The 25,987-nt window shown below is 62.4% G+C and carries 24 protein-coding genes; 9 read left to right on the top strand and 15 right to left on the bottom strand.

Translation table 11 applies throughout. The features are described 5' to 3' along the window. The first annotated feature begins 69 nt into the window (after positions 1 to 69). Positions 70 to 255, top strand: a complete 186-nt coding sequence (locus BLS57_RS01320; protein WP_093738387.1) for a hypothetical protein — start codon at positions 70 to 72, stop codon at positions 253 to 255. Positions 256 to 276: 21 nt separating this feature from the next. Here the strand turns inward: BLS57_RS01320 and zapE are convergent, their stop codons facing one another. The 4 genes from zapE to BLS57_RS01300 all read right to left on the bottom strand — a co-directional run bounded on the left by zapE (position 277) and on the right by BLS57_RS01300 (position 5,655). Next, positions 277 to 1,335 (bottom strand): cell division protein ZapE, encoded by a 1,059-nt coding sequence (gene zapE / locus BLS57_RS01315; protein ID WP_093738385.1) that lies wholly within the window; start codon positions 1,333 to 1,335, stop codon positions 277 to 279. A 221-nt stretch (positions 1,336 to 1,556) separates the two neighbouring features. Beyond that, positions 1,557 to 2,462, bottom strand: coding sequence for a LysR family transcriptional regulator (locus tag BLS57_RS01310; RefSeq protein ID WP_093738383.1), 906 nt, complete (start codon positions 2,460 to 2,462; stop codon positions 1,557 to 1,559). A gap of 143 nt (positions 2,463 to 2,605) precedes the next feature. After that, entirely contained in the window at positions 2,606 to 3,547 is a 942-nt protein-coding gene (locus tag BLS57_RS01305; RefSeq protein ID WP_093738381.1) for a zinc transporter ZntB, read from the bottom strand. A gap of 80 nt (positions 3,548 to 3,627) precedes the next feature. Continuing rightward, entirely contained in the window at positions 3,628 to 5,655 is a 2,028-nt protein-coding gene (locus tag BLS57_RS01300) for an NADPH-dependent 2,4-dienoyl-CoA reductase (RefSeq protein ID WP_093738379.1), read from the bottom strand. 117 nt (positions 5,656 to 5,772) lie between these two features. Between BLS57_RS01300 and BLS57_RS01295 the strand changes: the two genes are divergently transcribed. Genes BLS57_RS01295 through BLS57_RS01285 form a run of 3 tightly spaced genes read left to right on the top strand, consistent with a single transcriptional unit; the run spans position 5,773 to position 7,204 of the window. After that, complete coding sequence (locus BLS57_RS01295) at positions 5,773 to 6,246, top strand: GNAT family N-acetyltransferase (RefSeq protein ID WP_093738377.1); 474 nt, start codon at positions 5,773 to 5,775, stop codon at positions 6,244 to 6,246. Further along, complete coding sequence (locus BLS57_RS01290; RefSeq protein WP_093738375.1) at positions 6,243 to 6,725, top strand: RNA pyrophosphohydrolase; 483 nt, start codon at positions 6,243 to 6,245, stop codon at positions 6,723 to 6,725. Before BLS57_RS01295 ends, BLS57_RS01290 begins: the two co-directional genes overlap by 4 nt. Further along, positions 6,722 to 7,204: a hypothetical protein gene (locus BLS57_RS01285; protein WP_093738373.1), complete on the top strand. Its 483-nt coding sequence runs from the start codon at positions 6,722 to 6,724 to the stop codon at positions 7,202 to 7,204. Before BLS57_RS01290 ends, BLS57_RS01285 begins: the two co-directional genes overlap by 4 nt. Before the next feature lies 1 nt (position 7,205). Here the strand turns inward: BLS57_RS01285 and BLS57_RS01280 are convergent, their stop codons facing one another. From BLS57_RS01280 to nth, 3 genes are read right to left on the bottom strand one after another with little or no spacing between them, the layout of a single operon-like run. Next, entirely contained in the window at positions 7,206 to 7,796 is a 591-nt protein-coding gene (locus BLS57_RS01280) for a GNAT family N-acetyltransferase (RefSeq protein ID WP_093738371.1), read from the bottom strand. Positions 7,797 to 7,798: 2 nt separating this feature from the next. After that, the gene (locus tag BLS57_RS01275; protein WP_093738369.1) at positions 7,799 to 8,788 is read right to left on the bottom strand and encodes an adenosine kinase; all 990 of its coding nucleotides are present in this window, start codon (positions 8,786 to 8,788) and stop codon (positions 7,799 to 7,801) included. Beyond that, positions 8,785 to 9,429, bottom strand: a complete 645-nt coding sequence (gene nth, locus BLS57_RS01270) for an endonuclease III (protein ID WP_093738367.1) — start codon at positions 9,427 to 9,429, stop codon at positions 8,785 to 8,787. The genes BLS57_RS01275 and nth overlap by 4 nt, the downstream gene beginning before the upstream one ends. 97 nt (positions 9,430 to 9,526) lie before the next feature. On the opposite strand from nth, the gene BLS57_RS01265 reads away from it, so the two are divergent. Beyond that, positions 9,527 to 10,396 carry a methylated-DNA--[protein]-cysteine S-methyltransferase gene (locus tag BLS57_RS01265; RefSeq protein ID WP_093738365.1) on the top strand — a complete coding sequence of 290 codons (870 nt, stop codon included), beginning with the start codon at positions 9,527 to 9,529 and terminating at the stop codon, positions 10,394 to 10,396. A 133-nt stretch (positions 10,397 to 10,529) separates the two neighbouring features. Next, complete coding sequence (locus BLS57_RS01260; protein ID WP_093738363.1) at positions 10,530 to 11,195, top strand: YiaD family glycine zipper/OmpA-like lipoprotein; 666 nt, start codon at positions 10,530 to 10,532, stop codon at positions 11,193 to 11,195. 60 nt (positions 11,196 to 11,255) lie between these two features. On the opposite strand, the gene BLS57_RS01255 is transcribed toward BLS57_RS01260, so the two are convergent. Then, positions 11,256 to 12,293: an NAD(P)/FAD-dependent oxidoreductase gene (locus BLS57_RS01255; RefSeq protein WP_208597497.1), complete on the bottom strand. Its 1,038-nt coding sequence runs from the start codon at positions 12,291 to 12,293 to the stop codon at positions 11,256 to 11,258. Between the two features lie 59 nt (positions 12,294 to 12,352). Here BLS57_RS01255 and mnmC2 point away from each other — a divergent pair, with 59 nt between their 5' ends. Both mnmC2 and BLS57_RS01245 read left to right on the top strand, forming a co-directional pair. Beyond that, positions 12,353 to 13,027: a tRNA (5-methylaminomethyl-2-thiouridine)(34)-methyltransferase MnmC2 gene (gene mnmC2 / locus BLS57_RS01250; protein ID WP_093738361.1), complete on the top strand. Its 675-nt coding sequence runs from the start codon at positions 12,353 to 12,355 to the stop codon at positions 13,025 to 13,027. Further along, positions 13,024 to 13,917, top strand: coding sequence for a DMT family transporter (locus tag BLS57_RS01245; protein ID WP_208597496.1), 894 nt, complete (start codon positions 13,024 to 13,026; stop codon positions 13,915 to 13,917). The genes mnmC2 and BLS57_RS01245 overlap by 4 nt, the downstream gene beginning before the upstream one ends. Here BLS57_RS01245 and BLS57_RS01240 read toward each other — a convergent pair. Next, a complete protein-coding gene (locus BLS57_RS01240) occupies positions 13,882 to 15,846 on the bottom strand; it encodes a lytic transglycosylase domain-containing protein (RefSeq protein ID WP_208597495.1) in 1,965 nt (654 codons plus the stop codon). The genes BLS57_RS01245 and BLS57_RS01240 overlap by 36 nt on opposite strands. A gap of 125 nt (positions 15,847 to 15,971) precedes the next feature. Here BLS57_RS01240 and dapA point away from each other — a divergent pair, with 125 nt between their 5' ends. Further along, on the top strand, positions 15,972 to 16,847 hold the full coding sequence (dapA, locus tag BLS57_RS01235; protein WP_093738359.1) for a 4-hydroxy-tetrahydrodipicolinate synthase: 876 nt from the start codon (positions 15,972 to 15,974) through the stop codon (positions 16,845 to 16,847). Between the two features lie 85 nt (positions 16,848 to 16,932). Here dapA and BLS57_RS01230 read toward each other — a convergent pair whose 3' ends face one another. The 6 genes from BLS57_RS01230 to pdxR all read right to left on the bottom strand — a co-directional run bounded on the left by BLS57_RS01230 (position 16,933) and on the right by pdxR (position 25,914). Continuing rightward, positions 16,933 to 17,808: a dimethyl sulfoxide reductase anchor subunit family protein gene (locus BLS57_RS01230; protein ID WP_093738357.1), complete on the bottom strand. Its 876-nt coding sequence runs from the start codon at positions 17,806 to 17,808 to the stop codon at positions 16,933 to 16,935. Then, positions 17,808 to 18,572: a 4Fe-4S dicluster domain-containing protein gene (locus BLS57_RS01225; RefSeq protein ID WP_093738355.1), complete on the bottom strand. Its 765-nt coding sequence runs from the start codon at positions 18,570 to 18,572 to the stop codon at positions 17,808 to 17,810. The genes BLS57_RS01230 and BLS57_RS01225 overlap by 1 nt, the downstream gene beginning before the upstream one ends. Before the next feature lie 85 nt (positions 18,573 to 18,657). Beyond that, positions 18,658 to 21,474: a molybdopterin oxidoreductase family protein gene (locus BLS57_RS01220; RefSeq protein WP_093738353.1), complete on the bottom strand. Its 2,817-nt coding sequence runs from the start codon at positions 21,472 to 21,474 to the stop codon at positions 18,658 to 18,660. Continuing rightward, a complete protein-coding gene (locus tag BLS57_RS01215; RefSeq protein ID WP_093738351.1) occupies positions 21,471 to 22,571 on the bottom strand; it encodes an acetate/propionate family kinase in 1,101 nt (366 codons plus the stop codon). The genes BLS57_RS01220 and BLS57_RS01215 overlap by 4 nt, the downstream gene beginning before the upstream one ends. A gap of 4 nt (positions 22,572 to 22,575) precedes the next feature. Further along, positions 22,576 to 24,351, bottom strand: a complete 1,776-nt coding sequence (gene xsc / locus BLS57_RS01210; RefSeq protein WP_093738349.1) for a sulfoacetaldehyde acetyltransferase — start codon at positions 24,349 to 24,351, stop codon at positions 22,576 to 22,578. 99 nt (positions 24,352 to 24,450) lie between these two features. Further along, positions 24,451 to 25,914 (bottom strand): MocR-like pyridoxine biosynthesis transcription factor PdxR, encoded by a 1,464-nt coding sequence (pdxR, locus tag BLS57_RS01205; protein ID WP_093738347.1) that lies wholly within the window; start codon positions 25,912 to 25,914, stop codon positions 24,451 to 24,453. Positions 25,915 to 25,987 lie beyond the last annotated feature (73 nt).

Genomic DNA, 25,987 nt, shown 5'->3' with positions numbered 1-25,987 from the left:
CTTTGCGATGCAGATATGGTGTATCTTGGTCGTTAGAAATTCCACTCGCTTTCGACCGAGGTGCCCATTATGTCCAATGTCATCGGCCCAGCGCGTCACCCGCAAGACGCCACGCGGAAATATCAGTTTATCTTCATGGCCATAGGTATCGCTATTATTGCTGGCGGCCTGTGGTGGCTCTACGAAGTCGAACGCCCTTACCATCCCGTTTTGCAGGGCAACGACCTTCACATGCAGCAGGTCAGTGATTCCTGAAACGCGGCGCGTGTCACGGTTTCAGCGGCCCCAATCTTCGCTCTGCATCTCGCGCAGGCGCGACGCGGTGCGTTCGAATTCAAAGGTGCCTTCCCCTTCGAGGTAGAGCATCTCAGGCGGGGCTGCGGCCGAGCAGATCAGCCGGACGCGGGCTTCATAGAGCGCGTCGATCAGCGTGACGAATCGCTTTGCCTCGTTGAAGTTTGACCGACCCAAGCTGGGGATGTCATCCAGCAGCAGCACCCGCACGGCCTGCGCCAGCGCGAGGTAATCCGCAGCGCCAAGCGGCCTGCCACAAAGCGCGTGAAAACCTGCCCGAGCCATGCCGTTGTGAAAGGCGGGGATGACCACCTCGCGGCCTTTAACGTGCAAGGTGAGCGGCTCGCCCTTGGTGCCTGCGAGATCGTCCCAGACCGCATCCATCGCGGCGCGGCTGTCGGCGTTTACGGGGGTGAAATAGACCTGCGAGCCTGCCAGCCGGTCTTGGCGGTAGTCGGTCGGGCTGACCAATTCATGCACCTCCATGCGCTCTTTGATGAGGTCGATAAAGGGCACGAAAACTTCGCGGTTGATGCCGTTTTTGTAAAGGTCATCGGGCAGGCGGTTTGACGTTGTCACCACCACCACGCCCGCGGCAAAGAGCGCTTCGAACAGGCGGCCCACGATCATCGCGTCGGTGATGTCGGTGATCTGCATTTCGTCGAAGGCAAGCAAGCGGACGCTGTCGGCCACGTCGCGGGCGACGGGAGCGATGGCGTCATCCACGCCGGTCTTGCGGACCTCATGCATCGCATTGTGGATTTCCTGCATGAAGGCATGGAAATGCACCCGCCGCGCCGGAATGTCGGGCAGATGCGCCACGAACATATCCATCAGCATCGACTTGCCGCGCCCGACGCCGCCCCAGAGGTAGAGCCCTTTGGGCGGGGGCGGGGCTTTGCGGAACAGGCTTTTCTTGGGGGGATTGGCCAGCGCGTCGCGGAGGCGGTCAAACTCGACCATCACCGCCTCTTGGGCGGGGTCGGATTTCAGTTTGCCTGTCTCGACAAGCTGGGCATAGGTCTCGCGCATATTGCTCATGGCGGGACAGATAGCGCGCTGGTGGGGGAGAGGAAAGGTGGTCTTGTGGAGAGGGCCAGCGCCTGCCCGTGGGGTGGCGATGACAACGTTGCTTCGTGCCACTTTATGGTGCAGTCGCGATGTGCGTCATATAGAGCGCGCCTAGCGTCACCAAATCGCCTCCCCGTGGGGACGGGCAGGCGATGGCCCGGCGCCTTCGGCTTGATTCCGGGCCGGTGGGCCTACCAGTCGGTCGGACCCTTCTCTGCGAATTCATGCACCAGGAAGTCAATAAAGGCGCGGACCTTGGGCTGGGTAAACCGGCCTGGGGGGTAAACCGCATAGATGCCTTGAGTCTCCAACGGCAGTTCGGGGATCGCATCTTCGACCAAGCCTTTCTCCATCGCATCCGCATAAAGAAAGCTCGGCAGATAGGCGATGCCCAGCCCCGAAATTGCAGCATTCAAAAGGCTCTGCCCGTCATTGACCGACAGCCAGCCCGCCGTGCGTACCTGACGTTTCTCACCCGAGGGCGCGGTCAGCTTCCAGACATTGCCCGAAGATTGGTTCGAGTAGTGCAACAGTTTGTGGTTGTTCAGATCGTCGATCTTTTCCGGCCGTCCGTATTGTTCAAAATACTTCGGGCTGGCGATCATGCGTTTGGTGGTCTCGGTCAGCTTGCGGGCACGCAGGGTGCTGTCTTCCAACTCCCCAATGCGCACGGCCATGTCGAAACCTTCGGAAATCAACTCAACATAGCGGTTGTTGAGCACCATATTGACGGTGATGTCTGGGAAGTCCGACAAGAACTCCGACAGCGCCGGAGACAGGTGATTCACACCAAAGTCCGTCGCCACCGAGATGCGCAGCAAGCCCGAGGGCGCGGATTGCATCGAGGTCACCAGCGCGTCGGCTTCGCCCGCGTCATTCAGCACCCGGCGGGCGCGGTCGTAATAGGCGAGACCAATTTCCGTGGGCGACACACGCCGCGTGGTGCGGTTCAGCAGCCGCGCCCCAAGGCGGGCTTCGAGCGATGACACATGTTTCGAGACGGCGGATTTTGAAATCCCCATCTTCTTGGCAGCATCGGTAAAGCCGCCCTGATCCACCACTGTGGCAAACGCTTCCATTTCCGTAAGGCGGTCCATTGCCTGTCCCTTCGCATAAGTATTGTTGGGATCAGATATGGGCGGCAATTCGGGCAGGAACGGGGCAGGGGCAAGACAGTCCGGTGGTCTTTGCAAGGATCGTTCATGGCATGGAAACGCGGCAACAATCGTTTCCGAGCGGGTCAGAGCCAGCGAAACCATTTTAAGATCGCCAGCATGATCGCGGCGAGGCCCACCATCGCGAGGCACAGAATGGCAAAGGCCTGCGGATCGTTCATGCCGGGCATGCCGCCCACGTTGACGCCGAACAGCCCGGTTAGAAAACTCAGCGGCAGGAAAACGGCAGCTGCCAGCGACAGCACATAGCCGTGCCGCGCTTGGCGTTGCGCGACTTGGTTGTCGTGTTCATCCTGCACGGTGACGATGCGTTCTTGCAGTGCGTCCAACTCCTCCACCACGATGGCGGTGCGGTTGGCCAATTCGCGCAGCTTCATCGAATCGACATCCGGGATCAGCGGCAGGTCCAGTTCCGCCAGCCGCTCCAGCGCGCTGCGCTGCGGGGCGAGGTAACGCTCCAGCTTGATCGTGCTGCGCCGGGTGACGGGTAGGTCCTTGGGCGGCGGGGTGCTGAGGTCTTCGAGGTCGGTTTCGTAAAAGGCCGTGCGTTCGGCCAGCCGCGCGACTTCCACCTGCACCCGAGCCGTCAGCCGCATCACCAGCGCCTCGACAAAGGCCGAGGGGCGCGGCGGGGCTGTGTTCTCGGCGGCCAGCGCGCGCAGCTCATCAATCGCAAAGATGCGGCGCATCCGCACCGTGATCACCACCGCATCGGTGACCCACATCCGTACCGAGACCATCTGATCGGCCTGCTGCCCTTCGTTGAGGTTGATGCCGCGCAGGTTCAGGATCAGCCCGTCGTCATATTCATCGCAGCGCGGGCGGGTCTCGGGCTGTAACAGGGCCCCCGCTGGGATCTCGGGCAGATGGGCTGCCAACCATGGCGCGAGCGCAGGGTCGGACAGATCATAATGCCACCAGCGGTAGCGCCCCGGCCCGGTGAGGCCATCATCATCAGGCACCTGAGCGGTGCCGTCATCAAAAATGTCGAAGACGCAGAGGGGCATGGCGACCTTGGGCTGTTTCGGCGATCCTGCGGGTATCTAGGGCCGGGGGCAAGGGCGACCAGCGCAGCCGCCCTTTGCGTTCAGAGTGCCGCGGCCAGCCGGGTGCCTTGGTTGATCGCGCGTTTCGCGTCCAGTTCCGCCGCGACATCCGCGCCGCCGATGACGTGGCAGGTCTGACCGCGCGCCTCCAGTGTGTCGGCGAGGCTGCGGTCCGACAGTTGCCCGGCGCAGAGCACGATGGTGTCGGCCTCAATCAGCGTCGGGTTTTCGCGGGCTTCGCCAAAGGTGATGTGTAGTCCCTGATCGTCGATCTGCTCATAGTTCACGCCCGCGATCATCTTGACGTTGCGCATGGTCAGCGAGGCGCGGTGAATCCAGCCCGTGGTCTTGCCCAGACCCTTGCCGGGCTTGCTGGTCTTGCGTTGCAGCATGGTGATCTGCCGGGCAGGGGCGGGCGGTTGCGGCCCTTCGGGCGCCAGCCCGCTGCGGTGCTCGCCGGGATCAGTGACGCCCCATTCGCGCATCCATTCGGGCAGGTTCAGCGTGGTGCTGTCGCCGTCATGCACAAGGTGTTCGGAGACATCAAACCCAATGCCCCCCGCGCCGATCACGGCGACGCGCTGGCCGACCTTGGCGGTGCCATTAAGCACGTCGATATAGCTGACGACATTGCCGTTATCCTGACCGGGGATTTGCGGGTCACGCGGCACGACGCCGGTGGCGATAATGACCTCGTCAAAGCCCGTGAGCGCATCGGCGGTGGCTTCGGTTTCAAGCTGCACGGTCACGCCATGCGTCGCGAGCATGGTGCGGTACCAATCGACCAGCCCCCAGAATTCCTCTTTGCCTGCGACCTGTTTGGCGAGGTTCAACTGCCCGCCGATTTCGCTGGCGCGGTCCATCAAGGTGACCTCGTGGCCCCGCTCTGCCGCTGTGATTGCCGCCGAAAGCCCCGCCGGGCCCGCGCCGACGACGGCCACGGATTTTGGCGTGGACACAGGCTCGATCCGCAGTTCCGTCTCATAACAAGCGCGGGGGTTCACCAGGCAGGTGGAGATCTTGCCGCCGAAAGTATGGTCCAGACAGGCTTGGTTGCATGCGATGCAGGGGGCGATCTGGTCGGCTTTGCCCGCCTTGGCCTTGGCGAGGAAATCAGCATCGGCCAGCATCGGGCGGGCGAGGCTCACCATATCGGCGCAGCCGGTCGCGAGCACCTCTTCAGCGACCTCAGGCGTATTGATGCGGTTGGAGGTGATGAGCGGGATGCCCACCTTGCCCATCAGCTTTTTCGTGACCCATGCAAAGGCCGCGCGCGGCACCGAGGTGGCGATGGTCGGAATGCGCGCCTCGTGCCAGCCGATGCCGGTGTTGATGATCGTGGCCCCGGCCTTTTCGATCTCCTGCGCCAGTTGCACGACTTCGTCAAAGGTTGAGCCATTGGGGATGAGGTCGATCATCGACAGGCGGTAGATCAGGATGAAATCGTTGCCTACCGTCTCGCGCACCCGGCGCACCACTTCGATCGGCAGACGCATCCGGTTCTCGTAGGACCCGCCCCAGCGGTCCTCGCGTTTGTTGGTATGGGTGACGAGGAACTGGTTCAGGAAGTACCCCTCAGAGCCCATGATCTCGACCCCGTCATAGCCCGCCTCACGGGCGCGCAGGGCGCAGGCGGCGATGTCGGCGATTTGCTTCTCGATGCCCTCTTCGTCCAATTCCTTCGGCGCAAACATTGAGATCGGGGATTTCACCGCACTCGGCGCCACGCAGTCGGGCGAGAAAGCATAGCGGCCCGCGTGCAGGATCTGCATGGCGATCTTGCCGCCCGCCTCATGCACCCGCTGGGTGATGATGCTGTGGTTGTCGACGTCCTGTTGGCTGACCATCATCGCGGCCCCATGGGCGACCGAGCCTTCGGGGTTTGGCCCGATACCACCCGTGACCATCAGCCCCACATCGCCCCGCGCTCGGGCGGCGTAGAACTCGGCGACGCGGTTCAAATCCTGCGTTTCCTCAAGCCCGGTGTGCATCGAGCCCATCAGCAGGCGGTTCTTCAGCGTGGTAAAACCGAGGTCGAGCGGGGCGAAAAGATGGGGGTAATCGGACATGGCTTTACCTTTCAGGTCGGGCTGGGTCACTGTGACACCATCGGAAAGCCATGGGCAAGTCACGTGAAACGCCGCGTCAATCGGTGGGGTCACGGAACGTCAAAGTGAGGGCGCGGAATGGGGGAGGGCGGGCTAACGCTACGTGCAGCGGGTGGCGCGGACTACGACAGTCTAGGTCAGGTCATGTTCGATGCTATTCACGCGGGCACCAGTGTCTATAGTGCAGCAGAGCGTCGGGCGTGGCTGGATGCCCCGCCAACCGGTGCGAGATGGGCCGCGAAACTCGCAGGCCAGCAGGTCGTGCTGGCCGAGCGGGAGGGGGCGGTGATCGGCTTTATGACGCTTGCAGCGGGTCATATTGATTTGGCCTTTGTCGCCGCCAAAGCGCAGGGGCAGGGCGTTTTTCGTGCGCTTTATGCGCAAGTGGAACGGCAGGCTCAAACACAGGGTGAAACGCGTTTGCACGCCCATGCCAGCCTCATGGCCCGCCCTGCCTTTGAGGCCGTGGGCTTTCATGTTATCCGGGCCGAGCGCGTGGCGCGGGCGGGTGAATATCTGGACCGCTTTGAAATGGAGAAAACACTAACATGACCCCCGAAGAGATTGCCAAACTGCCCTACCGCCCCTGTGTCGGCGTGATGTTGGTCAATTCCGATGGCGCGGTCTTTGTCGGCCAGCGCCGCGACCGGGATCAAGACGCTTGGCAGATGCCCCAAGGCGGGGTCGATCCGGGGGAGATCCCGCGCGAAGCGGCGTTGCGCGAGTTGGAGGAAGAGACCGGCATTCCGCGTGATCTGGTGACAGTTGAGGCCGAGACCGAAGGCTGGCTGCCCTATGATTTGCCGCATGACGTGGTGCCGAATATCTGGAAGGGCCGCTATCGCGGGCAGGAACAGAAATGGTTCCTCATGCGTTTTCAGGGGCAGGACGACCAAGTTAACATCCAGACGGCTGAGCCTGAATTCTCTGCGTGGCGCTGGCTGCCTGCCGAGCATTTGGTCGCCGGGATCGTGCCCTTTAAACGCGCAGTTTACGCGGCGGTTCTGGAGGAATTTGAGGAGAAGTTATGACGCGTTTCATTGCCTTCGCTCTTGCCACGCTCGCACCGCTTCCGGCTGCGGCGCTGACCTGTCTGCCGCATTCCGTCGAAGCGACCTATCAGCGCGCCGATAAGGCTGAGGAGAGCTTTGTCGTCGTTCAAGGGCGCCTGACCTTTGACGCCACGGCGTTGCCGGACAATGGCACCGGCAACCAGAACCCACCCCAGATTACCCGGCTGCCCGCACAGATCAGCGGCATGGCCTTGTCAGAAGGCGGGTTTGATGTGCCCTTTGAGCAACCTCTGACTTTGGAAGTTGCCTGCTATGGGCCCTGGTGTGGCTCGGCTGAGGAAGGTGACGTCTTGGCCTTTGTTGAGCAAAGCCCGCAGGACGGCTACCTGCTGGAGAGCAACCCTTGTGGTGGGAACCTCTTCACGGCACCAAAACCGGCTATGATCGATCAGGTGAAGACATGCTTTGCAGGCGGCGCTTGCACGCCTGCACGGTAAACTAGTCGAGCAACGGGATCCGAGGCGCGGCGTCGCGGGGGAGGTAGCCGGTCAGGCGTGGATCATCGTCGATCTCGATCTGGCGCTTATAGGGCACAAAGCCTGAGCGCTTGTAAAAACCAAGCGCCTGCGGGCTGTCGTGGGTGCAGGTGTTCAGATGCAGCCGGTTGATCGGTTTCTCCCACGCTAGCTTTAAGGCTTGGGTCATCAGGAAACGCCCCGCCCCGCTGCCGATCAGCGCTGCAGTCAGACCGAAATAGGCCAGTTCGCAATCCCCGTCCGGTTTAAAATAGAGCTCCAGCAGCGCTTCGTCCTTGCCGTCTTGGGTAAGGGTGTAGAACTGCCGCGCGGGGTCTTTCAGCATCGCCTCTAGCGCGGCGCGCTCAAGCTTCAGACGCCCAAACCAGAGCCACTCCGTCCCGACCCGGCGAAAGATATCGCGGTACCAGTCCAGCGTGGGCGTCACTTGGCGAAAAGTGACGCCCGCAGGGGCGTCGACAGCACGGGCGGGCGGGGGGCTGCGCATTTCGAGATGCGTCACCACCACCGCGAACTGGCCCGCTGGGATATCGTGAAAGCCCTTGTCGATCACAGTCAGACCAGACCTTCGGCCTTGAACAGGGACATGATGTCAGCCTCAGGGCGGGGGCCGATGTGCGAGATGACTTCGCCCGCACAGATATTGCCCATACGCCCACAGGTTTCCAGATCACGGCCCGTGGCAAGGCCGTATAGGAACCCGGCGGCGAACTGGTCCCCCGCGCCCGTGGCATCGACAGGTACGACCTTTTTGACCGGCACATCAACGCGTTCATCGCCGCGCACCAGCGTGACCCCGTCGCCCGAGCGGGTGCAGACCACCAGCGGGCAGATCTCAGCGGTTTTGGCGATGGCGGCCTCGGTGTCGTCGGTCTCCCACAGGGCGCGGATTTCAGCTTCGTTGCCGATGACATAGCCCAGATCGTTCTCGATCAGGTCCAGAAAGTCTGCACGGTGGCGTTCGACGCAGAAGGGGTCGGAAATCGCGATGCCCGCCATGCCGCCGCCCGCAGTCGCAGCCCGCGCCGCCTCGCGAAAAGCGGTTTTGCCGGCGTCATGATCAAAGAGATAACCTTCAAGGAACATCAGCTTGGTCTTTGACGTCACCTCTTGTGGCACGTCTGCGGAGTTCAGCCCGGTCGAGATGCCCAAATAAGTGTTGAGCGACCGCTCCCCATCAGGAGTGACAAAGATCATGCAGCGCGAGGTGGGGTTCTCGCCCTCGGCCACCGGGGCGTTGACGAAGTCGATGCCGATATCAGTCATCGCTTTGGCGTAGAACTTGCCCAGTTCATCGTCACGTACACGTCCGATAAAGGCAGTTTTCATGCCAAGCGCACCCGCGCCCGCGACCGTATTGGCAACCGAGCCACCGGGGGTCTGCAGGCGGTCCTGCATCTTGCCGTAAAGCTCTTCGGCGCGGTCACGTTCGATCAGCTGCATGATGCCTTTTTCGATGCCGTTGTCGGCAAGAAAGGCATCGTCGGCATGGGAAATCACGTCAACAACGGCGTTGCCGATGCCAACCACTTCGTATTGGGTCATTCTGTTTTGTCCTCGTATTGGCACAGGTCACGGATGATACAGGTGCGGCACAATGGCTTGCGCGCTTTGCAATGGTAGCGGCCATGCAGGATCAGCCAATGGTGGGCATGGCGCTGGAAATCTGCTGGGATATTGTCCTCAATGGCGCGTTCGACGGCGTCGACGGTTTTGCCGGGAGCGATGCCAGTGCGGTTGCCGACGCGGAAGATATGCGTATCCACGGCCTGCGCGGGCTGCTGCCACCACATATTGAGCACGACATTCGCCGTCTTGCGGCCCACCCCCGGCAGCGACTGCAGCGCGGCGCGAGAATTGGGAACTTCGCCGCCGTAATCGTCGACGAGGATTTGGCTCAGCTTGATGACGTTCTTGGCTTTCTGGCGATACAGGCCGATGGTCTTGATATGTTCGATCAACCCGTCGTGGCCCAGCTCAAGCATTTTCTGCGGCGTATCGGCAATCTTGAAAAGCGCGCGCGTGGCCTTGTTCACACCCGCGTCCGTCGACTGCGCGCTCAGCGCTACGGCGACCACCAGCGTATAGACGTTCACATGCTCCAATTCGCCTTTCGGCTCCGGCTCCGCCTGCTGAAAGCGCTCAAAGATCTCGCGGATCGTATGGTAATCAAGTTGCCGTGCCATGGCTTTGGGTATGCGATGAATGGCGCTGTAGGGCAAGCAGAGGAGAAGGCGCAAGAATCGGGTCGCTCGGAGGCAGGGGTGCAGCTAATCTCACGGCATGACACAGATCGCCAACATATCCCCCGCGCCCGAAGATCAAGGCTACCACTACCATGTAATGCGCCGCGCCATTGCGCTGATCGATGAGGCGGAAGACCCGATGCAGCTCGACCGGATTGCAAGCGAGATGGGCATGTCCTCGGCACATTTCCAGCGGTTGTTTTCCCGCTGGGTGGGCGTGTCGCCCAAACGCTACCAACAATATCTGATGCTTGATCAAGCCAAGGTCATGCTGCGCGAACGCTTCACCACGCTGCGGGCGGCGCATGAATTGGGGCTGTCGGGCAGTGGGCGTTTGCACGATCTGTTCCTGCGGTGGGAGGCCATGAGCCCCGGTGAGTTTGCCCGCAAGGGCGCCGGGCTCACGATCTATTGGGGTTGGTTTGACAGCCCCTTTGGCCCGACGCTGGTGATGGGTACGGATAAGGGGCTTTGCGGATTGGCGCTTTCGTCTGAGGTGGGGGAGGAGGCCGCGATGGAGGACCTGACCCGCCGTTGGCCCCTAGCGGACTTTGTGGAGAACCCGGATAAGCTGCGTGCTTGGGTCATGACCGCCTTTGGCATGCAGGGCGACCCCGAGGCGAAGGCGCCGCTCTACCTCATTGGCGCGCCCTTTCAGATTAAGGTCTGGGAAGCCCTGCTGCGCATTCCCTCAGGCCATGTCACCACCTATTCTGAGATTGCCGAGGCCATCGGCAGCCCGCGTGCGGTCCGCGCTGTCGGGACGGCGGTTGGCCGCAATCCGGTAAGTTGGCTCATTCCCTGCCACCGTGCGTTGCGCAAAAGCGGTGCGCTTGGCGGCTACCACTGGGGGCTGCCGGTCAAACGGGCGATGCTGGCCTTTGAATCGGCCCGCGCAGAGGCTTGAACCAGCCCAGTTTGGCGAGATGTCGCTGATCTGTAGAAAAGTTTAATGTTCGTGGGAACCCGAAGTGTCTATATTGCGTTCACGTTCAGATGCCCCGCCCGAACGGGGTCCGTGAAATATGAAGGCAGTAAACATGATTTCTTCGAAGATGACTTTGGCCGCCGCTCTTGCCGGCGCTATGACACTGGGTGCGTGTACGCAGCCGATGCAGCCGGGCAACGGCGATCCGAACCAGCGGACTAAGAATGGCGCATTGATTGGCGCGGGCGTCGGGGCCCTTGCCGGTGCGCTGTCGAAAGGCGACGGCAACCGCACCGAAGCGGCTGTAAAAGGCGCGTTGGTCGGTGGCGCGATCGGCGCAGGCGTTGGCTATTCGCTGGACAAGCAAGAAGCTGAACTGCGTGCCGCGATGGACAGTCGCGTGGTGATTACCAACACCGGTGACCGCCTGATCGTGACTCTGCCGCAGGACATTCTGTTCGCGACGGACAGCACAAGCGTTAACCCCGGGTTGCGTGACGACCTCGCCGCACTGGCGCAGAACGTGAACATCTATCAGAACTCCACGCTGCAAGTTGTTGGTCACACCGACAGCGACGGCGAAGCGGCCTATAACCAGCAGCTTTCTGAGCGTCGTGCACAGGCCGTGGGCAACATCCTGATGTCCAGTGGTGTGCCGCAGTCGCGTTTGCAGACATTCGGCCGCGGCGAAAGCCAGCCGGTGGCGAGCAACCTCAGCGCCGCAGGCAAGGCGCAGAACCGTCGGGTCGAGATCGTGATCCTGCCCAACGCACGCTAAGCTGCACTGCGAGGCGAAACACAATAAACCCCGGCCAGTGGCCGGGGTTTTTCTTTGGGCCTACAGGTTGTCAGTCACGCGGAAGCCTTCCGGGATACGGTCATGTCCCTCAAGCAGCAAATCAGCCATCACCTCAGCCACCTTCGGGGCCATACCGAAGCCGATCTTGAAGCCACCATTGGCGATGTAATGCCCCGGCTTGTCCGGCAACGCCCCCAGCATCGGCGCGCGGCTTCGGCTGCGCGGGCGCAGCCCGGCCCAGCGTTCGATCACGGGTGCATCAGCGAGGGCGGGAACGGCTGCGCGGGCTTTGGCGATGACGGTGTCGAGTTGGTCGTCTGTGCTGTCGGGGCTGTCGAACTCTCGTTCAGTCGTTCCCCCAACCGCGACGGTGCCATCAAGGTGCGGGATCACATGCACCCCGTCCGCGAACAACTGTGCTGTGCCGCTTTGGTCCAAACGCAATAGCGCCGCTTGACCCTTGATGCCCGCGCCCACCAGTCGGGGATGGCCCGCGTTGAGTGCTTCAAGCCCCGCAACGCCGGTGGCCCAGAGCACTTTGCCGTGGTCGGGGGCGTCCGCCACGACCTCAACGCCTTTGGCCGACAGGGCCGCGACTAACGCCGCGCAGGCTTTGCGCGGGTGGATCAGCGCGCTTAGCGTGTCGCGGATCAGCCAGCCGGTTGGGCTGTTGGGTGCCCAAGGATCACCGTCCGTTCGGATGACCTCCCACCGGGCGCGATCTTGCCATAGCTCAGCGGCTGTCCTTTCACGCTGCCGCGCCAACGCAAGCGCTGCTTCATCCGCCACAGGCTGTAACCGCCCGCTGCGGATATAGCCCGGCGCGGCACCGCCTGCTTCCGCGACTTCGGCCCAAAACGCCTCAGCCTGCAAGAGACTGTCGAGCTGAAAGGCTTTCTTGGTGTTCCAGTTCTCCGGCACATGCGGCGCCAGCGCGCCGACGATCCCGCCCGAGGCCCCCGCCGCCGGGCCGGCGGGGTCGACCGCCTGCACCTTCGCGCCGCGCTGAACGCAGGCCCAAGCCACCGACAGGCCAAAAATCCCGGCCCCTCTCACGGTTACATCCACCATTGCCATTCCCCGCCAGCTTGCGCAGTGTCTGCGCGACTTCTCACCTCCCTCTAGCAGGACGCAGCGTGCCAGACCAGAATGCCCAGATCAGCTGGCGAGAGGGCCAAGTGCCCGTCTCAACCCAGTTCGACGACCCCTACTTCAGCTTGGAGGACGGCGCGGCAGAGACGGCCTATGTCTTTCTGGCGGGCAATGATCTGCCTGACCGCTTCCGTCCCGGTTTTCACATCGCTGAACTGGGGTTCGGGACCGGGCTGAACCTGCTGCTGGCATGGGCCTCTTGGATGCGCACGGGCGGAGAAGGTCCACTGCATTTCACCAGTTTCGAAGCCTACCCCATGCGCCCCGAGGATATGGCCCAAGCCCATACGGCTTTCCCGGCCCTCGACGGGCGGCGCGATGCGCTGACCGAGGCTTGGGACGGCACAGGCGGTGTGCTAGAGCTTCCCGGCCTGCGTGCTGAGATCATCATCGGAGACGCCCGTGAAACCTTGCCTGCGTGGCAGGAGAAGGCCGATGCGTGGTTCCTCGACGGGTTCTCTCCCGCCAAGAACCCCGAGCTATGGGGGGACGATCTAATGGCCGAAGTCGCAAACCATACTGCCCCCGGCGGCACGGCCGCGACCTATACCGCCGCTGGCTTTGTCCGCCGGGCACTGGCAGAGGGCGGTTTCGAAGTGACCCGCATCCCCGGCTATGGCCGCAAACGCCACATGACCAAAGCGCGGATGCCATTATGAACACACCGCAAACCCTGCAGTCCAACAACATCCCGTTGGGCATCATGTTGATGGTGGCCACCACGATGGTCTTTGCAGTCCAAGACGGTCTGTCGCGCCATCTGGCCGAGAACTACAACGTGCTGATGGTTGTGATGATCCGCTATTGGTTCTTTGCCGCCTTCGTCATCACGCTTGCGCTGCGCAAGGCGGGCGGCATTCGCAAAGCCGCCGCGACCACGCAGCCGGCGGTGCAAATCCTGCGCGGTGTGCTGCTGTCGGCGCAGATTTGCACGATGGTCTTAGGCTTCACCATCCTCGGACTAGTGGAAAGCCATGCCGTCTTCACCTGCTATCCGCTGCTGGTCGCCGCACTCTCTGGCCCGATCTTGGGCGAAAAGGTGGGCTGGCGGCGTTGGGCTGCGATCGGGGTGGGCTTCATCGGTGTTCTGATCATCCTGCAGCCGGGCTACCGGGTTGTCGATCCTGCCGCCGCGATTCCGCTGCTCGGGGCAGCGATGTTCGCGGTCTACGGCTTGCTGACCCGCTATGTTGCGCGGCGCGATAACACGGCGACGAGCTTCTTTTGGACCGGTGTCACAGGTGCGGTGGTAATGACCGCCGTCGGGGTCTGGTTCTGGGAGCCCATGTCGCCAGGCAACTGGCTGCTAATGGGCACACTCTGCGTCACAGGTGTGACGGGCCACTGGCTGCTGATTCGCTGCTACGAAGTGGCCGAGGCCAGCGCTGTCCAGCCCTTCGCCTACACCCAGTTGATCTTTACCGTGATTATCGGCCTGTCGGTGTTCGGAGAAGTACTCCGCGCCAATGTCGTAATAGGCGCGGGTGTGATTGTGGCGGCGGGGCTCTTTACCCTATGGCGCGAACGCCTTCAGCGTCGACCCGGTTAACTCCTCGCTAAAGGGGATCGGCAACGGGTCTTTGCCCAGCCGTGCGCGATAGATCGGCAGGCTTTCGGTGACCCGCATGACGTAATTCTGCGTCTCGCGGAAGGGGATCATCTCGACCCAATCGACAATGTCGATCTCACCTTTGCGCGGATCACCATAGGTGCTCATCCAGCGGCGCGGACGGCTCGGCCCCGCATTATAAGCGGCGGACATCATCACGACGTTGCCATCAAACTGACCGGCCATTTGCGACAGATAGGTCGATCCAAGTTGCGCGTTGTAATCCGGGTCAGCGGTCAGGCGGTCCGTGCTATGCGCCGCAGATACGCCCAGATCGCGCGCCACGTCCTTGGCGGTGGCAGGCATAATCTGCATCAAACCACGCGCGCCGACCCCACTTTGCACGCCTGGATCGAACTCACTTTCGCGCCGGGCAATGGCGAGGGTCATTTCCGGCGCCATCGCGAGGTCCATCTCAACCAAACTATGCAGCGGATAATAGGGCGCGGGTATTTCCAGGCCGCGCTGCGCCGCACGTTTACCAATCATCACCGCAATATGCGGCTGTTCGGCATCAATGGCAGCCTGACCGAGAAGAGCGATGTCTTCCGGAACGAGCTGCTCGGCCAAATGGGTCCAGAAGCGCTCTGCCAAAGACAATTCGCCAGAAGCCTGCAGCAGCAACCCGGCCTCAAACAAGGGCGCACGGGCCAAAGGTGAAGTCCGCCAGTCCTGTTCGGGTGGCGCGCCTTTCAGCTTTTCATCAAAGGGAATGCCGCCGCGTTCGGCTGCAAGCAACCCATAGAAGGACGTCTGGTACTGCGCCCCCTTTGCATAGGCTTTCTTTGCCCCTTCAGCATCGCCCATCGCCTCAAGCGCGCGCCCCTGCCAATATCCGGCACGGCCTTGGCTGATCGGAGATTCGACAGCGGCATCGTGGTTCTGGAAATGCGTCAGGGCGGTTTTGGGATCGTCTAGGAAACGCAAGGCAAGGTAGCCAGACAGCCATTCCAGATCCGCATAATGCGACCCGTCGAGCAGGAAGTGTTGCGAAGCCAGGCGATAGGCCGTCTGCGCATCGCCATTGCGCATCTCGTCCCGCGCCAGCGCCCGACGGCGGTTGGCCCAAGCGGGCGGCTGGCCCAAGGCTTCCGCCGAAGATGAGCGCTCCAAAATTAATTCTTTGGCACTGTCCCGAAACCCCTTACGAATGCGCCATTCGAAACGGTCATGAGCGAGGCCAGGATCATCAGCCTTCGAAGCCGGGAGTGCATCGATTTTGACGTTCACATCACTATCGAGCTTCTGCAAAGAGATCCGCGTTTCCGCCAGATCGCGATCGGCTTTTGAGACGAGACCAAACATCTGACGCGCCTCAGCATGTTCGCGCTGCCACAGCATCTCGGTCAGGCGCGCCGCATGATGTGGTGCGAGCAGTTCGCGGTGCGCGTCAATGAACATGGACTGGCTGGTCTCGTTCATCGGCATTGTCCGCCACGCCAGCACGAGGTTCGCTTCGGCCTCGCCTCGCTGGCCATTGTTGATCAGCGCCGCGGCATGGGCCAACACCCCGCGTGGAGTCTGCGGTGGCATGCCTTTGAAAAAGGCCAGAACATCGGCGTCAGGCTGGCCAATCACCGCATCTTCTGTCTGTTTGCGCAAATATTCCTCGCCGGGCCAGTCTGGCCTGCGTGCGAGGAAATCGCGTGCGTCGGCATAGGAACCACGCCCGGCGCGCAGGCGGTGCCATTCGACGACATCTTCCGCCACCGGGCCGTCGCGTTCGGCCAAGCGGGCGGCGGCGTCCCAATCGCCGGCGCGCACCGCGTCCATCGCCCAGCCTAAAGGGCGCGGTCGCTGCGCCTCAGCGGGCACGGTCAGGGCAAAAACAGTCGTCAGGATCGCGAAGAAGCGCGTCATCACTTGCATTTCATACAACTCCGGGGCTAGAGCCTTGCAACATATGGCGCTGGCAGCGTTTATCAAACCCAAGCTGCCTGCAAGGCCCTCATCCAGTCCGGTTTCCGCCGGCCAGCACAACAAGGAGCGTGCACATGTTCAAAGGCTCTCTGCCTGCCCTCGTCACGCCGTTTCGAAACGGCGCGCTGGATCTGGATACTTTGAAGAATCTTGTCGAATGGCACATCGGCGAAGGGTCGACCGGCCTTGTTCCCGTCGGCACCACCGGCGAATCCCCGACGCTGAGCCACGGTGAACATGAAACCGTCGTCGAAGAGGTCGTCAAAGCCGCCCGGGGCCGCATCCCCGTCATCGCAGGCGCCGGCTCCAACAATACAGTTGAGAGCATTCGCCTCGCCCGCCACGCCGAGAAAGTCGGCGCGGATGCGTTGCTGGTCGTGACGCCCTATTACAACAAACCAACCCAGGCCGGGTTGATCGCGCATTTCACCGCCGTCCACGACTGCTGCGAATTGCCAATCATCATCTACAACATCCCGGGCCGCTCCGTGGTGGATATGCTGCCCGAAACCATGGGCGAGTTGGCCAAGCTGCCGCGCATTGTCGGCGTCAAAGACGCCACCGGCGATTTGGCCCGTGTCAGCGACCAGCGCATTACCTGCGGCAAGGACTTCATCCAACTGTCGGGCGAAGACGCCACCGCGCATGGGTTCAACGCCCAAGGCGGCGTCGGCTGCATCTCAGTTACCGCTAATGTCGCGCCGCGTCTTGTGGCCGAGATGCAGAACGCCTGCCTCGAGGGTGATTACGCCAAAGCGCTGGAACTGCAGGACCGTCTGATGCCGCTGCACAAGGCGATCTTTACAGAGCCGGGTCTCGTCGGTGTGAAATACGCGATGGCGCAACTGGACCTCTGCTCAGACGAGGTCCGCCTGCCGCTCACAGCGCTAACTGACCCGACCAAAGAATTGGTCGACGCAGGCCTGCGCCACGCCGGACTGACGAACTAAGCCCCCCTCTTTTTGGCCAAAAAATACTTGGAGGGGGAGCGCGAGGGGGAGGAACGCCCTCTCGCTCCAACGCCTGAGACGGACGTTACCGTTTTCCGTAATAAAGCCCGACCACATGCTCTGCCTGCGCAAAGAACAGCCAGCGCGCCGTCAACACGCCCGCCGCATGGCTTAGCACCGCCAAGGCTGCCGCGAGGTGGTGCAAAACCGGCGACAGCAATAACAGCAGCGGCACGAACGCCATCAGCAAAATCGCAATGATCCGCAGCTTCGCCGCATGTTTGCGCCCCAGTACATAGACAAATTCCCGAAGCAGGTAGTTGCTGCCCGTATGCGGCGGCTCAAAGGCACGGACGCTGCCGATATCGCCCAGCCGCGTGGCCGTGGCCATGTCCGTCCCCGAAGAAGCAAGCGCTTGGTCACCCTGCCACCAAGTTACAATCTGCACGACACCCGCAAGCGCGAGCAGGACCATCGCCTCGGTAACTTGCCCCGCCAGCAACGCCCCGCCCGCGATGCTCAACGACAGAAAGTTCGCGGGGGTCCAAAGGCTATGCCAACGGGGCACGGTTTTCATCTGGGTATAGATCATCGACGTGGTCAGCACCGTCAGCAGCGACAGCGCTGCGCCGATCACCCCCAGCGGCCACCAGCGCGCGTCGAAAAACACCAGCCCTGCGCCATAGGCCGCCATGACCAGCAACGCGGCCACCGAGGCCCAAGCCTCGCGGCTCAGCCAACTGCTGCGCCACTGGGTAAAAGCTTTGAGCGCCCGTTCAGGGTGGCCGAGGTGGAACATAGAGGCGATGAGCCCGCCCACGGCCAGAAGATAGGCCAGCGTGAAAAAGACAAATGCCACCCAGCCGGTGACGGCAGGCAGGCCGATGCCAAGCCATGCGAGCAGGCCAAAACCTAGTCCCGACAGGCTGCTGAACAAGATGACAGAAGGCGCGGGGTGCATCAGAGCTTCTCCAAAGTGCGGTCAAGCCAGCCGAGAAATCCCTTGGGTCCGGTGTCGACGGGCGCGAGGAAGGGGGCAAGGACGTCGATCTCGCCGCTGTCCTCTGGCCCTTGTAGCTGGTCACGGGCGCGGGGCGGCAGGTATTTGTTGACCGGCTTGGTGCCTTGCTCGGGCATCAGGTCGACCCCGCCACGCTCGGCCACAAGCTGGCTGACCGCGCTGTTCGGATCGGCCAGATCGCCGAAATGCCGCGCATTTGCCGGGCAGGTGCGCACACAGGCGGGCTCGCGGTCTTCTTCGGGCAGGTTCTCGTTGTAGATGCGGTCCACGCAGAGGGTGCATTTCTTCATCACGCCTTCGGCCACATCCATCTCGCGCGCGCCGTAGGGGCAGGCCCAAGCGCAGAGCCCGCAGCCGATGCAGTCGCTTTCGTTGACCAAGACGATGCCGTCTTCGACCCGTTTGTAGCTGGCGCCGGTGGGGCAGACGGTGACGCAGGGCGCGTCGTCGCAATGCAGGCAGGATTTTGGAAAGTGGACGAGATGGGCCGTGCCGACCTCGGGTTGGACTTCGTAGCTGTGGACGCGGTTGAGGAAGGTGCCCGAGGGGTCCGCGCCATAGGCGCTTTGATCGGACAGCGGCGCGCCGTAGTTTTCGGTGTTCCAGCCTTTGCAAGAGATCACGCAGGCGTGGCAGCCGACGCAGGTGTCGAGGTCGATCACGAGGCCGAGTTTGCGGTCTGTATGTTGCGGGAGGGTCGTCATGGGCGGCGGTCCTGCGTTGCGAGGGTCGGCTGGGGGCCAGCCCCCAGACCCCCGAAAGTATTTAAGGCCAAAAAGAGGGGGAGGGTCATTTGCCGACCTTCCACGCGATGTCTTTGGGCGGGGGTGGCACGGGGGAGCGCTGTGGTGGGATTTGCGGTTTGGACTCTGCGGGGGCGTCGGTCTTTTCGATTTTCACCTTGAGATCAAACCACGCGGCTTGGCCGGTGATGGGGTCGGAGTTGGCCCAGCGTAGCCCGTCGCCCTTAGCCGGCAGCAATTCGTGGATGAGGTGGTTGAGGAGGAACCCTTTGGTCACCTCTGGCGCGTCTTTTTCGAGCGCCCAAGCGCCTTTGCGTTTGCCGATGGCGTTCCATGTCCAGACCGTCTTGGGGTTGAGCGCGGCCATTTCTTTTACCGGCACCGTAATCTCGCCGTGGGGCGAGGAAACGCGGGCCCAGTCGCCATCGTGCAGGCCTTTCTCGCGCATGAGCGCGGTGGGCAGGTAGAGCGGGTTGTGACCGTGGAGTTGGCGCAGCCATGCGTTTTGCCCGCCCCAAGAGTGATACATCGCCATGGGGCGTTGGGTGAGCGCGTGGATGTCGTAGCCTTGGGTGCCGTGCGGATCGCTTTCGTACCAGCTTGGCAGCGGCGTCATGGTTTGTTTGATACGTTCGCGCAGATGGTCGGGGGGCTGGCGGTCGCCGTGGCCTTCGGCGGCCAGCTGGAAGCGGCGCAGCGGTTCTGCGTAGAGCGAAAAGAGATAGGGTTGCGGGCTGTCGTAGAGGCTCATGCCCACGGCCCAGTCTTGATAGGCGGCGTTCCATGGTTTGTAGTATCGCGCGCCATCGGGGATGTGGTTCACGAAGAAGCCGCCGTTTTCGATATAGCAGTCGATCTGCTCGGGGTTCGCTTCGCCGCGCCCGGCTTTGGTGCCGTCCTTGCCGCGGAACCCGGCCAGCGGGCCGACGCCGGGGCGGCGTTCGTGGTGGGTGATGTAGTCGGCATAGTCTTTGTATTTCTGGCTGCCGTCGTCGTTCACAAAGCCGGGCAGGCCAAGCTTTGCCCCCAGATCGCAGAGCGCGGATTGGAAGCCGCGCACGTCGCGGTTGGGCTGCACCACCGGCCAGCGGATCGCGTCGGCGGCGGCGTCGGCTTCGCTGATCGGGCGGTCAAGGAGCGAGATACAGTCGTGGCGTTCGAGGTAGGTCGTGTCGGGCAGGATCAGATCGGCATAGGCGACCATTTCGGAGGAATAGGCGTCGGAGTAGATGATGCGCGGGATGACGTAGTCGCCGCTCTCGTCCGTATCAGTCAGCATCTCCATCACCCCGCCGGGGTTCATGGAGGAGTTCCACGACATATTCGCCATATACATAAACAACGTGTCGATCTTGTACGGGTCGCCTGCGTGCGCGTTCGAGATCACCATATGCATCAGCCCATGGGCCGACATCGGGTTTTCCCATGTGAAGGCTTTGTCGATCCGCGTCGGGCTGCCGTCGGGCTCCAGCGCGAGGTCTTCGGGGCCTTGCACAAAGCCCAGATGCGGCCCGTCGAGGGGTGCGCCGGGTGTGACCTTACAATGGGGTTTCGGATGCGCGGTGGCAGGCTTAGGGTAGGGCGGTTTGAAGCGGAAGCCGCCGGGAACTTCGACGGTGCCGAGGATGATTTGCAGCACATGCAGGGCGCGGGCGGTCTGGAAGCCGTTGGCATGGGCCGAGATGCCGCGCATGGCGTGGAAAGAGACTGGGCGGCCAGTCATCGTTTTGTGATGCTCGCCACGGAAGTCGGTCCAGGCGTGGTCGAGCTCAAAGGCCTCGTCAAAGGCCACGCGGGCCAGTTCGCTGGCGATGGCACGGATGCGCGGGGCGGGGATGCCGCAGCGGTCGGCCACGGCTTCTGGGGTGTAGTCCTCGCCCAAGTATTGCTCGGCCATTTGGTGGAAGACGGGGCGGTGCGTCACCCCGGCGCTGCGGTAGGTCGCGGCGAGGTCGGGGCGCACGCCGGGCTGGTCGAAGGGGGTGAGCTTGCCGGTGGTGCGGTCGATGACCAGCGCTTTGCCATCCTCGTCCTGCATTTGCAGCCCGTAGTCGGGAGACCTGGGGTCACTGTTGAGCAGCACGGGCGCGTCGGTGTAGCGGGCGAGGTAGTCCAGATCGATCTTGCCGGCCTTCATCAGGCAGTGGATCAGCGACAGGATGAACAGCCCGTCGGTGCCTGGCGTGATGCCGACCCAATCATCGGCGATGGCGTTGTAACCGGTGCGGATCGGGTTCACCCCGATCACCCGCGCACCGCGTTTTTTCAGCTTGGCGAGGCCCATCTTGATCGGGTTGCTGTCATGGTCCTCGGCGACGCCAAAAAGCATGAAGAGCTTGGTATGGTCCCAATCGGGCTGGCCGAACTCCCAAAAGGCACCGCCCATGGTGTAGATGCCTGCCGTGGCCATGTTGACCGAGCAGAACCCGCCGTGGGCCGCATAGTTGGGCGTGCCGAATTGCTGCGCCCAATACCCGGTGAAGGACTGCGACTGGTCGCGCCCGGTGAAGAAGGCCAGCTTTTCCGGCGCTTCGCGGCGCAGCGGCGCCAGCCAATCGGTGGCGATTTGCAGCGCCTCTTTCCAACTGATCGCCTCAAACTCGCCCGAGCCGCGGGGACCGACGCGTTTCATCGGGTTGCGCAGACGGGCGGGGGAGTTGTGCTGCATGATCCCGGCGGAGCCCTTGGCGCAGAGCACGCCGCGGTTCACCGGATGGTCGCGGTTGCCTTCGATATAGGCGACCTTGCCCTTTTTCATATGCACATTGATCCCGCAGCGGCAGGCGCACATGTAGCAGGTGGTCTTGCGGACCTCGTCCGAGACCTTGGGCGACAGATCAAGCGGCGGCTGGGAATGCGTCATGGGTGAGCGGGGTCTTTCAGCAGGGCGAGCGCTTGGCGCGCGATGTGTTTCTCTTCGGCGGCGGGGATGATCCAGTTGGGAATATTTCCCGCCCAGCTAAGGTTTGCAAGAACCTTTTCCCTTACCTCATGGTCGTTTTCGCCGATGCCGCCGGTGAAGGCGATGCCGTCGATCCCGCCCATGGCGGCGATCATCGATCCGGCCTGGCGGGTGATCCAGTAGCAGAAATGGTCGCGGGCAAGGCGGGCGGCGTCGCTGTCGGTCTCGGCCAATTGGCGCATGTCGGCGGTGAGGCCGGAGAGGCCGCGCAGCCCGCTTTCGTGGTGAAGCAGATGTTCGGCCTTTTCCAGCCCCAGATCGCGCACCAAATGCAGCACCGCGCCTGCGTCAATCTCGCCTGCGCGGGTGCCCATTGTTAGGCCGCTAAGCGGCGAGAAGCCCATAGTTGTGGCGACTGACTGCCCGTCAAGGATTGCGCAGAGGGAGGCGCCGTTGCCGAGGTGCAGCGCCAGTAGGCGGCGGGGGAGAGGGGTGCCGGTGGTTTCGTAAAAGCCCTGCACAAGGCTTTCGTAGCTGATGCCGTGAAACCCATAGCGGCGCAGGGCGGATGTCTCCGCCCGGTCGGGCAAGGCGTAGCGCCGGGCGACCTCGGGGTTGGTGCGGTGAAAGCCGGTGTCGAAGGCGGCGTATTGCGGCAGGTCGGGCGTCAGCGCTGTGATCGCATCAATCGCGGCGAGGTTGTGAGGGTTGTGCAAAGGGGCCAGCGGCAGGGCCTCGGCGATGCCGCTGCGCACGGCGGGGGTGATCCGGGTGGTGGTGGCGAGGTCCGGCCCGCCATGGACCACGCGGTGGGCCGCTGCCGCGAGATTGCCTTTTGTGATCCCCTGTTGGTGCAGCCGAGCAAGAATGGCTTGAAACGCCGTTGGGTGATCCGGCAAGGCGCAGGGCTGTGCCGCGCCGCTGCCAATGCAAAGCTGGCCCGTCTGTCCGATACCCTGCGCGTCAATGCGCAAGACCTCGCGCAGGTCGGCGTCAAAGATCGCCGTCTTGATTGACGACGACCCCGCATTGACCACCAACACCATGCCGCCCGCCATGCGCTTAGCCTTGCTGCGGGCGCATGTCATCGCGGCTGATGCCCGCCACCGAGACCGGCTTTTTCATCGCATCGCGGCGGAAAGGTTCGCCAAGCTCTTGGTTCAGCAGGACTTCGATAAAGGTGGTCTTGCCTGCCTCCATCTGCGCCTTGATCGCGCCGTCCAAGGCATCGGTCAATGCGTCCATGGTTGAAACCTGCACGCCCTCAACCCCACAGGCGCGCGCGACCCCGGCATAGCTCACGTCCTGCGCCAATTCGGTGCCGACGAAGTTGTCGTCGAACCACAGCGTCGTGTTTCGCTTCTCCGCGCCCCATTGGTAGTTGCGAAAGATCACCATGGTTACGGCGGGCCAGTCATCGCGGCTGACGCTGACCATTTCGTTCATGGAAATGCCGAATGCCCCATCCCCGGCAAAGCCCACCACCGGCGTATCAGGGCAGGCGATCTTGGCGCCGCAGATCGCCGGGAAGCCATAGCCGCAGGGGCCGAAGAGGCCGGGAGCGAGGTATTTGCGGCCCTGCTCAAAGGTCGGATAGGCATTGCCGATGGCGCAGTTGTTGCCAATGTCGGAACTGATGATCGCCTCAGTTGGCAGCGCCTTTTGGATCGCCCGCCATGCCATGCGCGGCGACATCTTTTCCGGCTCGCGGTCGCGGGCGCGCTCGTTCCATGTGGTGCCGGGGTCGTCGTCCTCGTGATCCATCGAGGTGAGCTCTTGTGCCCATGCGGATTTGGTCTGGCCGATGAGATTGCGGCGTTCGTCGCGGCCCGTGTCTCCGGCGGTGTCGCTCAGTTGATCGAGAATTGTGGTGGCGACCTTTTTTGCATCGCCAACGATGCCAACGCTGACCGGTTTGGTCAGGCCGATGCGGTCGGGGTTAATGTCGACCTGAATGATCTTGGCGTCTTTCGGCCAATAGTCGATGCCGTAGCCGGGTAGGGTCGAAAACGGATTGAGCCGCGTGCCAAGCGCCAGCACCACGTCGGCTTTTGCGATCAACTCCATCGCCGCCTTTGAGCCGTTGTAACCTAGCGGGCCGACAGACAGCGGATGCGAGCCGGGGAAAGCGTCATTGTGCTGGTAGCCACAGCAGACCGGCGCATCGAGCCTTTCGGCCAGTTTGCGCGCGTCGTCAATTGCGCCGCCGATCACCACGCCCGCGCCATTGAGGATCACCGGGAATGTGGCGTTTGAAAGCAGTTGGGCAGCTTCGGCTATGGCTGCCTCTCCACCCGAGGGCCGCTCAAACTCAACGATGGCGGGCAGGTCTATGTCGATCACTTGGGTCCAGAAATCGCGGGGGATGTTGATCTGTGCAGGCGCGGAGTGGCGCTTGGCTTGCAGGATCACGCGGTTCAGCGTCTCGGCGATGCGGGTGGGGTCGCGGACCTCTTCTTGATAGGCAACCATATCGCGGAACAGCGCCATCTGCTCGACTTCCTGAAAACCGCCCTGACCGATGGTCTTGTTCGCCGCCTGCGGGGTCACCAACAAGAGCGGCGTGTGGTTCCAATAGGCGGTTTTGACCGGGGTCACGAAATTGGTGATGCCCGGCCCGTTCTGCGCCACCATCATCGACATGCGGCCAGACGCACGTGTAAACCCGTCGGCCATCATGCCCGAATTGCCTTCATGTGCGCCGTCGTAAAAGGTAACGCCAGCCGCCGGAAACAGGTCAGAGATCGGCATCATGGCCGACCCGATGATGCCAAAGGCTGTGTCGATCCCGTGCATTTGCAGGGTTTTGACGAAGGCTTCCTCGGTGGTCATTTTCATGGGGGCGATCCTTTGAGCAAACGGGGTGAATTTACGGCGCAGACTATGCGCGGTTTGGTGGGGCGGTAGGGCCAGAAGCTATCGCCAACTAGAGCCAGTTCAGTGGAGCTTTGCAATCTCCTCGGCAATCAGCCCGACGCCTTCGGCAATCCGCGTGCTGGGGATGGAGGAATAGGCCAGCCGGTAGAAATTCGTCGGCCTATCTTCGCCGGCAAAGAAGGCGTGACCGGGCTCAATCAGCACGTCCCGCGCCCGTAGATTCTCGGCCAGTTGAATGGCGTCGACCCCCTCTGGTGCGCGCATCCAGAAGGACGATCCGCCGTAAGCGCCCCGTCCCGAAACGCGCAGGTCGTGGGTCACGAGGGCTTCGTCCATCACACGGCGGCGTTCATGCAGCGCAACTCCCATGCGCCGGACAAGCGCGTCGTAGTGGCCAAGGGACAGGAAATAGGCCGCTGTACGCTGGATATGGCCGGGCGGGTGGCGCAGCACGCTGGCGCGCAGGGCGCGAGCTTCTCGAATGAAAGGCTCCGACCCCACCAGATAACCAAGCCGCAATCCCGGAAAGAGCGATTTGGAAAAGCTGCCGACATAGACCACGCGGCCCTCGTCATCGAGCGATTTTAGCGCCGGAGAAGCAGGCTTGAGGAAGGACATTTCGAACTCATAGTCATCCTCGACGATCAGCGCCTCCAACTTCTGCGCCCGCGAAAGCAGCGCACGGCGCCGCTCCATCGGCATGGTCGCATTGGTCGGACATTGATGGCTGGGAGTGGTGAAAATGACGTCTGTGTCTGCTGGTATCGCTTCGGGCGGAAGACCGTCCTGATCTACGCGCACCGGGGTGATGTTACAGCGGGACTGGCTCAGGATGCCGCTGAGCGCCGGGTAGCACGGGTCTTCGAGTACAGCGCGGCGGCGTTGGGTGAGCAGGACTTGGGCCGTCAGCCAAAGGGCGTTTTGTGCGCCTAACGTGATGAGTATTTGTTCGGGACGGGCCGAGACCCCACGACGGGGAAGGATTTGCCGGGCGATGAATTCGATAAGCTGCGAGTCGTCCTGATCGTAGTAGTCGGTAGTCATCGAGGTGAAATCGCGCTGGCCAAGCGCCTGCAGTGCACAAAGTCGCCAGTTGGCGTGATCGAAAAGCGACGGGTCAGCCTGCCCGTAGATGAATGGGTAACGGTAGCTTGCCCAGTTTTGTGGCTTCGGGGGCAGGGCGTTGCTGCTGTAACGCTGGCCGATGGCGCGGGACCAGTCGATGGCGTCATTGTCTTCTTGCCGTGGGGAGAATGTCGGAGGGGCTGGGGCATTGTCCGACACGAAATACCCGGACCGCCCGCGCGATTTCAGGTAGTCGTTGGCGAGAAGTTCCGTATAGGCGATCGTGACTGTGATCCGGCTGACGCCTAGATGCGCAGCAAGTCTGCGGGTCGAGGGCAGCTTCTCGCCTTTCTGAAAGCGGCCCGAGAGGATGCCCTGCGCGATCATCTGTTGGATCTGCTTTTGCAGCGTGCCTTGGGCATCGGGGTGCAGGAAAAAGGTTTCGACGGGGAGGGCCATTTGGGGAGCCTAGGCTGGCCTTAGGGGGAGCGCAATCTGGCATTATTGCTCTGAGGTGAAAGCGGCCTGCACT

Origin of the sequence: Sulfitobacter delicatus, from assembly GCF_900102535.1 — a bacterium.
Lineage (GTDB): Bacteria > Pseudomonadota > Alphaproteobacteria > Rhodobacterales > Rhodobacteraceae > Sulfitobacter > Sulfitobacter delicatus.
This window is presented reverse-complemented; position numbering and strand designations above follow the sequence as displayed.